Origin of the sequence: Streptomyces sp. RFCAC02 (genome assembly GCF_004193175.1) — a bacterium.
Classification (GTDB): Bacteria; Actinomycetota; Actinomycetes; order Streptomycetales; family Streptomycetaceae; genus Streptomyces.
Map to the genome: position 1 here is coordinate 4,550,273 of NZ_SAUH01000001.1, position 13,040 is coordinate 4,563,312.

Annotated in this window: 14 protein-coding genes and 1 pseudogene; 2 read left to right on the forward strand and 13 right to left on the reverse strand. The window is 73.3% G+C overall.

The annotated features are described in order from the left end of the window. Window positions 1-34: 34 nt before the first annotated feature. The 13 genes from EMA09_RS21190 to pta all read right to left on the reverse strand — a co-directional run bounded on the left by EMA09_RS21190 (window position 35) and on the right by pta (window position 10,187). Window positions 35-316, reverse strand: a complete 282-nt coding sequence (locus EMA09_RS21190) for a gas vesicle protein K (protein ID WP_129842570.1) — start codon at window positions 314-316, stop codon at window positions 35-37. Continuing rightward, entirely contained in the window at window positions 313-525 is a 213-nt protein-coding gene (locus EMA09_RS21195) for a gas vesicle protein (protein WP_129842571.1), read from the reverse strand. Before EMA09_RS21195 ends, EMA09_RS21190 begins: the two co-directional genes overlap by 4 nt. Beyond that, window positions 522-1,337, reverse strand: coding sequence for a GvpL/GvpF family gas vesicle protein (locus tag EMA09_RS21200; RefSeq protein ID WP_240796498.1), 816 nt, complete (start codon window positions 1,335-1,337; stop codon window positions 522-524). Before EMA09_RS21200 ends, EMA09_RS21195 begins: the two co-directional genes overlap by 4 nt. After that, window positions 1,334-1,684 (reverse strand): gas vesicle protein, encoded by a 351-nt coding sequence (gene gvpJ / locus EMA09_RS21205; protein ID WP_240796499.1) that lies wholly within the window; start codon window positions 1,682-1,684, stop codon window positions 1,334-1,336. Before gvpJ ends, EMA09_RS21200 begins: the two co-directional genes overlap by 4 nt. Next, entirely contained in the window at window positions 1,681-2,646 is a 966-nt protein-coding gene (locus tag EMA09_RS21210; RefSeq protein WP_129842573.1) for an SRPBCC family protein, read from the reverse strand. The genes gvpJ and EMA09_RS21210 overlap by 4 nt, the downstream gene beginning before the upstream one ends. Further along, window positions 2,643-3,305 carry a DNA primase gene (locus EMA09_RS28690; RefSeq protein WP_206305978.1) on the reverse strand — a complete coding sequence of 221 codons (663 nt, stop codon included), beginning with the start codon at window positions 3,303-3,305 and terminating at the stop codon, window positions 2,643-2,645. Before EMA09_RS28690 ends, EMA09_RS21210 begins: the two co-directional genes overlap by 4 nt. Continuing rightward, complete coding sequence (locus EMA09_RS21220; protein ID WP_129842575.1) at window positions 3,302-3,547, reverse strand: gas vesicle protein GvpG; 246 nt, start codon at window positions 3,545-3,547, stop codon at window positions 3,302-3,304. Before EMA09_RS21220 ends, EMA09_RS28690 begins: the two co-directional genes overlap by 4 nt. Beyond that, window positions 3,547-4,281 carry a GvpL/GvpF family gas vesicle protein gene (locus tag EMA09_RS21225; RefSeq protein ID WP_129842576.1) on the reverse strand — a complete coding sequence of 245 codons (735 nt, stop codon included), beginning with the start codon at window positions 4,279-4,281 and terminating at the stop codon, window positions 3,547-3,549. Before EMA09_RS21225 ends, EMA09_RS21220 begins: the two co-directional genes overlap by 1 nt. Beyond that, complete coding sequence (locus EMA09_RS21230) at window positions 4,278-4,763, reverse strand: gas vesicle structural protein GvpA (protein ID WP_129842577.1); 486 nt, start codon at window positions 4,761-4,763, stop codon at window positions 4,278-4,280. Before EMA09_RS21230 ends, EMA09_RS21225 begins: the two co-directional genes overlap by 4 nt. A gap of 49 nt (window positions 4,764-4,812) precedes the next feature. Beyond that, window positions 4,813-5,133 (reverse strand): gas vesicle protein GvpO, encoded by a 321-nt coding sequence (gene gvpO / locus EMA09_RS21235; protein ID WP_129842578.1) that lies wholly within the window; start codon window positions 5,131-5,133, stop codon window positions 4,813-4,815. Window positions 5,134-5,369: 236 nt separating this feature from the next. Then, complete coding sequence (gene pyk, locus EMA09_RS21240; protein ID WP_129842579.1) at window positions 5,370-6,800, reverse strand: pyruvate kinase; 1,431 nt, start codon at window positions 6,798-6,800, stop codon at window positions 5,370-5,372. A 37-nt stretch (window positions 6,801-6,837) separates the two neighbouring features. Further along, on the reverse strand, window positions 6,838-8,046 hold the full coding sequence (locus EMA09_RS21245; protein ID WP_129842580.1) for an acetate kinase: 1,209 nt from the start codon (window positions 8,044-8,046) through the stop codon (window positions 6,838-6,840). After that, a complete protein-coding gene (gene pta / locus EMA09_RS21250; protein ID WP_129842581.1) occupies window positions 8,043-10,187 on the reverse strand; it encodes a phosphate acetyltransferase in 2,145 nt (714 codons plus the stop codon). The genes EMA09_RS21245 and pta overlap by 4 nt, the downstream gene beginning before the upstream one ends. Window positions 10,188-10,392: 205 nt before the next feature. Between pta and EMA09_RS21255 the strand changes: the two genes are divergently transcribed. Both EMA09_RS21255 and EMA09_RS21260 read left to right on the forward strand, forming a co-directional pair. Further along, window positions 10,393-11,418, forward strand: a complete 1,026-nt coding sequence (locus tag EMA09_RS21255) for an ATP-dependent 6-phosphofructokinase (protein ID WP_129842582.1) — start codon at window positions 10,393-10,395, stop codon at window positions 11,416-11,418. Between the two features lie 895 nt (window positions 11,419-12,313). Beyond that, window positions 12,314-12,504 (forward strand): annotated as a pseudogene (locus EMA09_RS21260) (6-phosphofructokinase); the annotation flags it as partial. Between the last annotated feature and the right edge of the window lie 536 nt (window positions 12,505-13,040).

The window sequence follows — 13,040 nt, forward strand, 5'->3', positions numbered from 1 at the left end:
CCCTCCCCGGGGCACCCGCCGTTCCGCGCGGTGGTCAGCGGTGTTCCGGCAGCAGCGAGCCGAGCGGCCCGAGATCCAGGTTCAGGTCGTCGAGCGTCAGCCCGTAGCGGGAGCACAGCTCCTCCATGCGCTCGCCGAGCAGCATGAGCGTCAGACCGACGCGCTCCTCCTGCTCGGGGGAGAGGTCGCCCTCGTCCGCCCGGCGCAGGGCCTGCCGTTCCATGAGCTGCCGCAGCAGTTCGATCACGGTGAGGACGAGCTTCATCAGGTCGCGTTCCACCGTGTCGTGGTCGATCTCGATCCGTCCGCCGGTCACACCCCGCCTCCTTCCTTCACCGAACTGATCAGCGCCTTGAGGTCGATGTGGACGAGGTCCACGTCGGCGATGCTCAGGGTCAGATGCCCCGTGAGGACGACGCCGCCGGCCAGCAGCCGGTCGAGGAGGTCCACGAGCGCGATCTGCCGCTGGGCCAGCGGCTGCCCGCCCGCCGCCGCGTCGAACACGTCCGGCACCGGTGCCGTCATGCCCCGGCCCCCGCCGGCCCGCCGGCGACCGTGGCGGTGAACGAGTACGGCACCCACGGCCCGGTGAGGGACAGCCGCAGGCCGTCGACCTGCGCGGCGAGCCGGCCGACCAGGGCGCGGAACTCCGACTCGGCCTCGTGCGGCACGAGATAGGCACCGTTCAGCAGGTTCGTGCCGCGCTCGCCGGTCAGGCGCGCGTCCTGCGGCTGGTGGAGCCTGGCGTGCTCGGCGACACCGGTGAGCGTCCCGTGGACGAGCCGCGCCGCCGCCTCGGCGCGCCGCCACGCGTCGCCCGCGAGGTCGCGGGAGCGGCGGCGCTGCCGCAGGTAGTCCCGGCCGGAGCGGGCCGTGCCCCCGCCCGCCGGAGGCGGCGGCACGTCACCCTGCGCGGCCGGCAGGTCGGCGTACAGCTTGACGCCCCACTCGGCGCGGCCGTCGAGACGCTCCAGGGCGGTCGTGAACCGCTCCCGGTTCTCCGCCAGCAGCCTCCGGACGCCGTCCTCGTCGCGGCACACGGTGGCGAGGCGGAGCGGCAGTACGCAGCCGGCCGTGCCGGCCAGGGCGTCCACCACCCCCTGGTGGGCGCGGGCGACGCCCTCGAGCCAGGCCAGGTCCTCCAGGTGGGCGCGCAGCGGCTCCTCGGCGAAGTCGGCCGCCGGGACGTCGCCGACCACGGCGGCGAGCCCGCCGTCCGCGCAGGCGCGGGGCGGGCGGTCGCCGATGCCGTGCAGGGTGTCCGGCGGCGGGGGGACGTCCGCCCGCACCACCGCGTACACGTACCGCAGGGAAGCGGTGTCGTCGGGCGTGGTCACGGTGCCTCCTCGCGGGCTCGTTCCAGGGCGGCGACGCGTTCCCGGAGCCGTTCGTTCTCCTCGGCCAGCTCGCGGGGGCGGGCGCCCGACGACAGCGACGGGTCGTGCTCCCACCAGTCGATGCCCATCTCCTTCGCCTTGTCCACGGAGGCGACGAGCAGCCTGACCTTGATCGTCAGCAGCTCGATGTCGAGGAGGTTGATACGGATGTCGCCGGCGATGACGACGCCCTTGTCCAGGACCCGTTCCAGGATGTCGGCCAGGTTCGCGCTGCCCGGCCCGCCCGGTGAGAGCGGGGGCGGGCCGGGCGCGGGTGGGAACGAGCCGGGTACGGCGGGGTTCGTCATGACCGTCCGCCGTCGTCGCCGTCCGCCTCGTCCCGGTCCGCCGCCGGCTCCTCGTCGGCCACCGCCTCGTCATGGGACACGACGACCTCGCTCCGGTCGATCTCGCCGCGCCACTCGCCGGTCGCGGCGCCGCGCAGCATCACGAAGCGGCGGAAGTTCTTCAGGTCGAGGCGCGCGCGGCGGCCCTGCGCCCGCCACAGGCTGCCGGTGCGTTCCACGAGGCCCCGGGGGAAGTACTCGATCACGAGCAGCACCCGGGTGAGCGTCGGGGTGACCTCGTGGAAGGTGACGACGCCCCTGGTCGTCCCCTTGCCGCCCTCGGACGTCCAGGCGATCCGCTCGTCCGGCACCTGCTCGGTGATCGTCGCCGTCCAGCTCCGCGTGAACCACAGGACCTTCGCCTCCCACTCGGTGGTGACGTCGTCGACCTGCTCGACGCTCCGCACCCCGCGCGTGAAGCCGCTGAACTCCTGGAACTGCGTCCACTGGTCGTACGCCTCGCGCAGCGGCACGCCCACGTCGAGGTCCTCGACGATGGTCAGGCACCGGGCGTGCGCGTCGCCGGCCGCCCGCTCGGCCTCGCCGGCCGCGGCGCTCTTCCGGCCGGGCGTCACCCGGTCCTTCAGGCCCACCGCGGTGTCCTTGAGGCCGGTCGCGGTGTGCTTCACCCCGTCCTTGACGCCGGTGGTGATGCGCTCCTTCAGGTTGTCCTTCAGCCCGGCGGCGCCCGCCTCCACGGCGGCGCGTACCGGGCTCTTGCCCTCGGCGGTCTTCCTGCCGGTGGCCACTGCCATCTTCATCAGCCCCGTCTCCCTGCCTTCGGCGATGTCGTTGAGCTTCTCCGTCGCCCTGCCGAGGCCGCGTCCGGCGGCGATCAGGAGCCGTTCCGCATGGGCGGCGGCGAAGGCCGCCGCCTCCTCGCGGAGACGCCCGGCCGGATGCGGCGCGGCGGCGTCGGTCACGCGTCGTCACCCCTGTCGTCGGCGGAGCGGCGCGCGGCACCGCTGCCGGCGCCGGTCCGCTTCGCGGCGCTCTTGCGGGCCGTCGTGGTCTTCTTGGCGGGCGCCTTCTTCCCGGCGGACGCGCTCTTCCGTTCCGTCGCGGTCTTCTTCGCGGGTGCCTTCTTCGCCGGCGTCCGCTTCGCGGCCGTCTTCTTCGCGGGGGCCGCGCGGCCCGCCGTGGCGCGTGCCGCGCCCTTCGCGGTGTCCTTGGCGCCCTCGGCCGTGTCCTTGGCGTCACCGGCCGTGTCGCGTACGGCGCCCGGCAGTTCGGGCGTGGCCTTCCGCAGGCCCTCGCCCAGCCCGTCGATCCGCTGGTTCACGGCGTCGGTACGGGCGCGCAGCCCGTTCGCCAGTGCCTCCATGCGGCGGGTGACGAGCACGCGGGCCGCGGAGTCCTTCATCTCCACGACGTTGCCGCGGACCCGGGCACCGGCCTCGGCGATCCGCCGGTTCGCCGCGAGCGGCCCGGCGGCGAGCAGCAGGAGTCTGCGGGGGCCGAGGTCGAGGCGCTTCGCCACGACCAGACCGCCGCCGACGGCCAGCGCCGTCCTGCCGCGTTTCGTGCGGCCGAGCACGTAGCCCGTGGCCAGTGCCGCCGCGAGGGTGATTCTGCTCGTCATCGTGCCAGCCAATCGTGTGTCGGGAGGAGCCGGTCCAGCAGCTCGTCCTCCCTGCGGTCGAACTCCGTCTCGTCGATCAGGCCGCGGTCGAGGTCGTCCGCCAGCGCCGCCAGCTCCCGCTGCACGACGGCCGGGTCGTAGTACCGGCGCTCCGCCTCGGCGGTCACCTGGGACAGGACCCAGCCCGTGCCGCGCGCGGGAGCCAGCGGCAGCAGCAGGACCTCCTTCAGCAGCCCGAACATCACGCCGCCGTCGCCGAGGCCGTCCGCACGAAGCTGTACGGCGGCAGCGGGCCGCTGACGGCCAGCTCCAGGTGGGGCGCGCTCTCCTGGAGCTGCTCCACCCGGGTCAGGAAGTCGGCGGCGTGCTCCCGGTCCACGAGGAACGAGAGGTTCACCACCCGCTCCCCGCCCTCCGGACCCGCGGCCCGGTCCACGGCGTGCGGCGCGAGGGCCTCGGCGACGGCGGCGGAGTCGCGTGCCGCCTGCGCCTGCACGGCGCCGGCCACCAGCTCGCCGAGCCGCACCCGGTCCTCGTGGCGGCCGCCCTCGCCACGCGTGGCGGCGTTCAGCCGGCCGATCTCCTCGTCGCCGGTGACGATGGCGCGCAGCAGCACGTCCTCCCGGTGCACGCCCTTCACGTTGTACTCGACGCGCCCCGCGACCGTTTCGAGCTGCTGCCGGTGCAGGTCGGCGTTGGCCGCGAGTTCGGCCCGCACGGCGTCGTCGTCGGCCGACACGCTGCCGAACCGCAGCGGCAGGACCGCGCCGGCCGTGGAGACGGCCGTCAGGACCCGCTGGTGCGCGAACAGGTCGCGCCGCTTGGGCCGCAGGCCCTCCGGGCAGTCGCTCACGACCGCCGCCGCGTCGCCCTCGCGCAGCACGCGGACGGGGCGCGGCGGGTCGCCGACACCGGCCAGGTCCTCCGGGAGGTCCGGGAGTCCGGCGTGCGTGATGCCGTACACGTAGGTGCTCATGCCGTGTCCTTCTCGCGTCGCGCGGCCGACGCGCGCCGGGTCCTGCGCTTCTCGTTCTCGTCGCCGCCGTCACCCGTCCCGTCGGCGGACTCGTCGTCCGACCGGCCCTCGCCGCGGCCCTGCCGGAACGCGTCGGTGAACGATTCGACGGCGCCGGCGACGGCGCCCTTCGTCTTGCCCCTGGCGCCCGACTCCGTCATCGTGCCGACGAGTTCGGGCAGCCCCGGGTCCTTCTTCGGGCCGGCCTCCAGGTCGAGCCGGTTGCAGGCCTCGGCGAAGCGCAGATACGTGTCCACGCTCGCCACCACGACCCGGACGTCGATCTTCAGGATCTCGATGCCCACCAGCGAGACGCGCACGAACGCGTCGATCACCAGTCCTCGGTCGAGGATCAGCTCCAGTACGTCGTAGAGCGTTCCGGATCGGGATCCCCCGCCGCCGCCCTGAGCGGTCGGCGCGGATGTGGCCACTGCGGTGGTCATGTCGGAATGCCTCCTGCCTCGTTCGCGTGTCGCGGACTCCGGCGCGGTGCTAGCGCCGGTCGGCCCGGCCGCGGTCGTAGCGCCGCGTGCGCCGGTAGCCGGTGACCCGCCCCTCGGCGTCGGTGGTGACCTCGTAGGCCGCCATCAGGCTCATCGTCTCGGGCACGCGGGCCAGTTCGACGACCTCGGCCTCGATCAGCCAGCCGTCACCGGTCCGTTCGACCCGGGTGACGGCCTCCGCCTGAAGGCCCGTCAGCCCGGTGAACTCGGCACCGGCCGTACGGACGACCTCAAGCACGGGCCGGGGTGTACGGGCCACGTCCGCCTCGTCGTTGTCGTCACTGCCGTCGTTGCGTCTCTTCTCTGCCATGGCTCTAGTCGGGTTCCTTGGCCCGGCGGCGGCCAAACGTCCGTTTCGCCCGGCCGATCCCGGGCAGAAGGGGCCGCGTGCGCGCACGGCACGACAGGCGCCCCGGTCCGGCGGCGGGCCGGAACGGGGCGCTCGTACGGGGGAGTTCGGGGACGGCCGGTGGGCGGGCGGACGGCGAAGCGCCCCCGGCGTCGGATGCCGGGGGCGCTTCGGGACACGGGTCGGTGGGGCGGAGGTCACACGCCCTGGTGGCCGCCCAGGTGGTGCACACGGACCATGTTCGTCGTGCCGACGACACCGGGGGGCGAACCGGCCGTGATGATCATCGTGTCGCCGGGCTCGTAGCGGCCCAGCCGGGACAGCTCCGCGTCGCACAGCTCGACCATCTCGTCGGTGTGGTTCACGTTCGGGACGACCGTGGTCTCGACGCCCCAGCTCAGTGTGAGCTGGTTGCGGGTCGCGGGCTCGGAGGTGAAGGCCAGGATCGGCTGCACGGCGCGGTAGCGGGACAGGCGGCGGGCCGTGTCGCCCGACTTGGTGAAGGCCACGAGCGCCTTGGCGTTCAGGAAGTCGGCCATCTCGGCGGCCGCGCGGGCCACGGAACCGCCCTGCGTGCGCGGCTTCTTGCCCGGCACCAGCGGCTGGAGGCCGCGGGAGAGCAGCTCGCCCTCGGCCGCGATGACGATCTTCGACATGGTCTTGACCGTCTCGATCGGATAGCGGCCGACCGACGACTCGGCCGACAGCATCACCGCGTCGGCGCCGTCCAGGATCGCGTTGGCCACGTCCGAGGCCTCGGCACGGGTCGGCCGGGAGTTCTCGATCATCGACTCCATCATCTGCGTGGCGACGATGACGGGCTTCGCGTTGCGGCGGCACAGGTCGATCAGGCGCTTCTGCACCATCGGGACCTTCTCCAGCGGGTACTCCACGGCCAGGTCGCCGCGGGCCACCATCACACCGTCGAAGGCGAGGACGACCTCCTCCATGTTGTCCACGGCCTGCGGCTTCTCGACCTTCGCGATCACCGGCACCCGGCGGCCCACGCGGTCCATCACGCGGTGCACGTCGCGGACGTCGTCGGCGTTGCGCACGAACGACAGGGCGACCATGTCCACGCCCAGCCGCAGCGCGAACTCCAGGTCCTCCACGTCCTTCTCGGACAGCGCCGGGACGTTCACCGCGACGCCGGGGAGGTTGATGCCCTTGTGGTCGGAGATGACACCGCCCTCGATGACGATCGTCCGCACGCGCGGGCCGTCGACCTCGAGAACCTGCAGGGCGACGTTGCCGTCGTTGATGAGGATCGACTCACCCTTGGCGACATCGCCCGGCAGGCCCTTGTAGGTGGTGCCGCAGATCGTGCGGTCACCGGCGACGTCCTCCGTGGTGATGGTGAACTCGTCGCCACGCGTCAGCTCCACCGGGCCGCCGGCGAACGTCTCCAGGCGGATCTTGGGCCCCTGCAGGTCGGCCAGCACGCCGACCGCGCGCCCCGTCTCCTCGCTCGCCTTGCGGACGCGGTGGTACCGCTCCTCGTGCTCCTGGTGTGACCCGTGGCTGAAGTTGAAGCGGGCCACGTTCATGCCCGCCTCGATGAGCGCCTTCAGCCGGTCGAACGAGTCCACGGCGGGACCCAGGGTGCAGACGATTTTGGAACGGCGCATGAAGCGATCCTAACCTTTTGTTCCGTGGAGGAATAATTCAGGGGCTGACCAGATCGTAAGCCTGACGCGCGATCTCCAGTTCCTCGTCCGTGGGCACCACGGCCACGGCGACCGCAGCGTACTCGGGAGAGATGAACCGCGGGCCTCGATCCGGTGCCGTGTTGCGGTCGGGGTCCACCACGAGGCCCAACCCGCCGAGACCCGCCAGCACGGCGGCCCGTACGACGGGGGAGTTCTCGCCCACCCCGGCCGTGAACGCCACCGCGTCCACCCGGCCCAGGACGGCCGTGTACGCGCCGACGTACTTCTTCAGCCGGTGCGTGTAGACGTCCAGCGCGAGCCGCGCCGCGCCGTCCCCGGCCGCCGCGCGGCGGGTGACCTCGCGCATGTCGTTGTCGCCGCACAGGCCGAGGAGGCCCGAGCGCTTGTTCAGCAGCGTGTCGATCGCGTCCAGCGACATGCCGGCGTTGCGCGCCAGGTGCAGCACCACCGCAGGATCGATGTCGCCCGACCGCGTGCCCATGACCAGGCCCTCCAGCGGTGTGAGCCCCATGGACGTCTCCACGCACACGCCGCCCGCCACCGCCGACGCGGACGCGCCGTTCCCGAGGTGCAGGACGATGACGTTGACGTCCTCGGGGGCACGGCCCAGCAACTCGGCCGTACGGCGCGACACGTAGGCGTGGGACGTGCCGTGGAAGCCGTAGCGGCGGATCCTGTGCTCGTCGGCCGTCGCCGTGTCGATGGCGTACCGGGCGGCGTACTCCGGCATCGTCGTGTGGAACGCCGTGTCGAACACCGCCACCTGCGGCACGCCGGGCGCCAGCGCGGTGGCCGTCCTGATGCCGTCGAGGTTCCCCGGGTTGTGCAGCGGCGCCAGCGGCACCAGGGACTCGATCTCGGCGACCGCCGCGTCGTCCAGGACGACGGGACCGCTGAACCGTTCACCCCCGTGCACGACCCGGTGGCCCACGGCCGCGAGGTCCGGCGCGTCGAACCCCGTGCCGTCCGCCGCCAGCTCGTCCGCCACCGCCCGCAGCGCCGCCGCCACGTCGGGGAAGGGACCCGGGCGCTCGCGCTCCCGCCCGCCGGCGGGGGTGTGCGCAAGGCGCGCCGAGTCCTCGCCGATCCGCTCCACCAGGCCGGTCGCCACGCGCGAGGCGTCCGCCATGTCGAGGAGCTGGTACTTCACCGACGACGACCCCGTGTTGAGGACGAGGACCCGTGTCCGTCCCGTGCCGCTCATGTCCCGCTCTCCTCGTCGCGCCGCTGGTCGTGCTGCTGCTGGGCCTGGACGGCCGTGATGGCGACCGTGTTCACGATGTCCTGGACGAGCGCGCCCCGCGACAGGTCGTTCACCGGCTTGCGCAGCCCCTGCAGGACGGGGCCGACCGCCACCGCGCCCGCCGAGCGCTGGACCGCCTTGTACGTGTTGTTGCCGGTGTTCAGGTCGGGGAAGACCAGCACCGTGGCCTGGCCCGCCACCGACGACCCGGGCAGCTTCGCCGCCGCCACCGTCGGCTCCACCGCGGCGTCGTACTGGATCGGACCCTCGACCCGCAGATCGGGCCGCGCCCGCCGCACCAGCTCCGTCGCCTCGCGCACCTTGTCGACGTCGGCGCCGCTGCCCGACGTCCCCGTCGAGTACGACAGCATCGCGATCCGCGGCTCGACACCGAACCGCGCCGCCGTCACCGCCGACTGGATCGCGATGTCGGCGAGCTGCGCCGCGTCCGGGTCCGGGTTCACGGCGCAGTCGCCGTAGACGAGCACCTGGTCGGCCAGACACATGAAGAAGACCGACGACACGATCGACGCGTCCGGCTTCGTCCTGATCACCTCGAACGCCGGGCGGATCGTCGCCGCCGTCGAGTGCGCGGCGCCCGACACCATGCCGTCCACCAGGCCCTCGCGGACCATGAACGTGCCGAAGTACGACACGTCCGCGACCACGTCCCACGCCAGCTCGGGCGTCACGCCCCGATGCGCGCGCAGGTCCGCGTACAGCTCGGCGAATCGTTCCCGCAGCGGGGAGGTGCGCGGGTCGACGACGCGGGCCGACGGCGCGGCGTCGTCCCCCGGCAGCTCGTCGGGGCCGAGGAACCGCAGGTCGAGGCCCAGGTCGGCGGCATGCTTGCGGATGCGCGTCTCGTCGCCGAGCAGCGTCAGATCGCAGATGGTGCGCCGCAGGATCACCTCGGCGGCCCGCAGCACGCGCTCCTCGTCGCCCTCCGGCAGCACCACATGGCGCCGGTCGGCGCGCGCCCGCTCGATGAGCCCGTGCTCGAACATCATCGGCGTCATGCGGCCGCTGCGCGCCACCGCCAGGCGCTCGCCCAGCGCCGCCGTCGCCACCCGCGACTCGAAGAGACCGAGCGCGATCTCCGCCTTCCGCGGGGTCGCCGCCGTCAGCTTGCCCTCAAGGCCCGACAGCGCCGCCGCCGTCGGGAACGAGCCGTCCGCCACCAGCAGCACCGGCGTGCCCGGCGCGAGGCGGTGCGCGAGGGCCATCGTGCGGTCGGACGGGCGCTGGTCCAGCGTGAGCAGGACACCGGCGACCGGCGGCGAGCCCGCGCTGTGGGCGGCGAGCGCGCCGACGACCAGGTCCTCCCGGTCGCCCGGCATGATCACCATGCAGCCCTCGGTCAGCGCGTCGAGGAACGTCGGCAGCGTCGCGCCGCCGAAGACGAACCCGCGCACGTCCCGCGCGAGGCCCGTCGCGTCCCCGAGCAGCACCCGCGCGCCGATGGCGTCCGCGACCTGCGCCACCGTGGGCGCCGCCAGCGCGGCGTCCTCGGGCAGGACCCACACCGGCACGGGCAGGTGGCCCGCCAGCTCGCGGAGGGCGGGCGCCGCCTCCGCCTCGGCGACACGGTTGGCGATCATGGCGACCACGTCGCACCCCAGGGAGGCGAGGGCGTGGTGGGCGTTGCGGACCTCGGCGGCCACCGACGCGCCGCTCTGCCCGGGACCGGCGACGACCGCGAGGACGGGGGCGCCGAACTCGTTCGCCAGCCGCGCGTTCAGGGCCAGCTCGGCGGGGAGCTGGGTGTCGGCGTAGTCCGTCCCGAGGACGAGGACCACCTCGAAGGCGCGGGCCACCTCGTGGAACCGTTCGACCAGCCGCCCGACCAGCTCGTCCGTCCCGCGCTCGGCCTGGAGCACCGCCGCCTCGGCGTACGACATGCCGCGCGCGGCGGCCGGCTCCTGCGCCAGCCGGTAGCGGCCCCGCAGCAGGTCGAACACCCCGTCGGGGCCGTCGTGCGCCAGTGGCCGGAACACGCCGACCCGATCCACGCGCCGGGTCAGGAGCTCCATCACCCCGAGGTCGACCACCTGCCGGCCGTCGCCCCGGCCTATCCCGGTCACATACACGCTGCGCGTCACAGTCCCCTTCCCGTTCGCTTCAAGGCCCGCTCGTGGCAAGCTCGCCCTTGGGTGCGGCGGGCAGTCTCTCCGACCGTACCCGCGCGCGGGCGGTGAGCGCGCGGCGGGCGGGGAAGCGCCGTGACCACGCCCCCGGCGCGCGTGAAACAATTCCGCTGCCCCGATGGCGCGGCACCCAGTCCCTAGCGAGCAGGAGAGCACCACCATGCGAATCGGAGTTCTCACCGCAGGCGGTGACTGCCCGGGTCTCAACGCCGTGATCCGGTCGGTCGTCCACCGCGCCGTGGTGGACCGTGGCGATTCCGTCATCGGCTTCGAGGACGGCTTCAAGGGCCTCCTGGAGGGCCGTTACCGCGAACTCGACATCAACGAGGTCAGCGGCATCCTGGCCCGGGGCGGCACGATCCTCGGCTCCAGCCGCCTGGAGCGCGCACGGCTGGCCGAGGCGTGCGACAACGCGGAGGCGTTCCGCCGCAAGCTCAGCCTCGACGCGCTGATCCCGATCGGCGGCGAGGGCACGCTGACCGCCTCCCGCATGCTGTCCGACGCCGGCATCCCCGTCGTCGGGGTGCCCAAGACCATCGACAACGACATCTCCGCCACCGATCGCACGTTCGGCTTCGACACGGCCGTGGGGGTCGCGACCGAGGCCATCGACCGGCTGAAGACCACCGCCGAGTCGCACCAGCGGGTGATGGTCGTCGAGGTCATGGGGCGGCACGCCGGGTGGATCGCGCTGGAGGCCGGGATGGCGGGCGGTGCGCACGGCATCTGCGTGCCGGAGCGGCCGTTCCAGGTGGACGACCTGTGCAAGATGATCGAGGAGCGCTTCGCGCGCGGGAAGAAGTTCGCGGTCATCTGCGTCGCCGAGGGCGCCCGGCCGGCCGAGGGGTCCATGCCGTACGAGCGGGGTGAGATCGACGCGTACGGGCACGAGCGGTTCACCGGCATCGGGACGCGGCTCGCGGCCGAGCTCGAGCACCGGCTCGGCAAGGAGGCGCGGCCCGTCATCCTGGGGCACGTCCAGCGCGGCGGCACGCCGACGGCGTACGACCGCGTCCTCGCGACCCGGTTCGGCTGGCACGCGGTGGAGGCGGCGCACCGGGGCGAGTTCGGCATGATGACGGCGCTGCGCGGCACGGAGATCGTGATGGCGCCGCTGGCCAGCGCCACGATGGAGCTGAAGACGGTGCCGCAGAACCGCATGGACGAGACCGAAGCCGTCTTCTGACGGCTCGCGGTCCAGGGATTCCGCTCCGCCCGTCCGGCGCGCCCGGACGGGCGGTGTGAGGGGCACGGCCGTCGCGGCATCGTTCCACCCGGCGCCGACCAGGGCGTTCGCCATGGCGCGGGAAAACGTTTGCGCTCGGGGTGACGGCACGGAGCCGCGCCGCCCGGCGCGTCCGGTCTCCGGCACATACCCGACCACCGCTGCCCGTGCATCGTTACACCTGGGCGGGGGCGCGCGGTCTCCTCGCCCGTACTTCCCGGTCGCAAGCCGCCCTGCTGCCGCCGCCATCGTTGTACCCGGCGACAGCAGCGCTGCCCGGCACGGACCGCGCGTCCGTCGGTTGATCGGCCCTGCTCGGACCGCCGGCGCGTTCGCGGCCGTACCGGCTGGTTGTAAATCGTTGCACCTCGGGCGTGGGGCACGGCTTCCTCGCCGACTCTTCCTGACCGCCCGGTCGCCCGGCTGTTGGTGCATCGTTCTACCGGCGAGGGGCGAGCTGCCCGGCCCAGGAGGTACTCCCGGCTGCTGTGCGCCCGGTCCGGAGCACGCGCCTGGCCCGCTGTCCTGCTCCGTGCAGGCCACGCGCCTGGCCGTTCCGGATGCTGGTGGATCGTTGTAGTCCGGGGATGAGGCGCGGTCCCTTCGCAGGCACCTTCTGCCCGCGACCGCCCGACTGCTGGTACATCGTTTTCCGCGCGGCGTCGTCGGGGCGACCCGTAAGTCTCCTCGGCCGCTTGGCGGCTCGTGCATCGTTCTACCCGGGACGAGGGCTCAGTCCACCCCGCCGCCTTTCTGATCGCCCGATCGCCCGGCTGCTCGTGCATCGTTGCAGTCGGGCGGCCGAGCTGCCGGTCCGGAGCACGCTCCCGACGGTTGTCGTGCCCGGATCAGGACTCGGCTCGCGGCAGAGCTCGTGCATCGGCTCGGCAAGGAGGCGCGGCCCGTCGTCCTGGGGCATGTCCAGCGCGGCGGCACGCCGACGGCGTACGACCGCGTCCTCGCGGCCCGGTTCGGCTGGCACGCGGTGGAGGCGGCGCACCGGGCGAGTTCGGCATGATGACGGCGCCGCACGGCACGGAGATCGTGAATCCGGGGCCGCTTCCGGCCGTATCGATTGCTTGTGAACCGTTGCACCGAGGGAGGGCGCGCGGTCAACCTGCCGATCTTCTAGATCGGTCGGCCGCAGGTGCATCGTTGTACCGGCGACGGTCACGCTGCCCGGCCCCTGGTGCATCCCCGGCTGTTGTGCGCCCGGTCCGGAGCACGCGCCTGGCCCGCTGTCCTGCTCCGTGCAGGCCACGCGCCTGGCCGTTCCGGATGCTGGTGGATCGATGTAGCCCCTGGGATGAAGCGCGGTCCTTTCGCTGGCGCATTCCGACTGCGAGTCTGCCTGGCTGCCGGCACAACGACGTCTGGGGGACGGCGGTGTCGTCCGTTCCCGTCCGTCTCCTCGGTCCTCTGGCTGCCTGTGCATCGTTACACCTGGGCTGGGGATCGGCGCGTGTCGTCGGCGTTCCCGGGGCGCCCGGCCGCGCGGCTGCTGGTGCATCGTTGTAGCGGCGGCTGTGCCGACCGATGCGGCTGGTGCTTCCGGCTGCCGAGACGTCGCTGTTCCCGGGCCG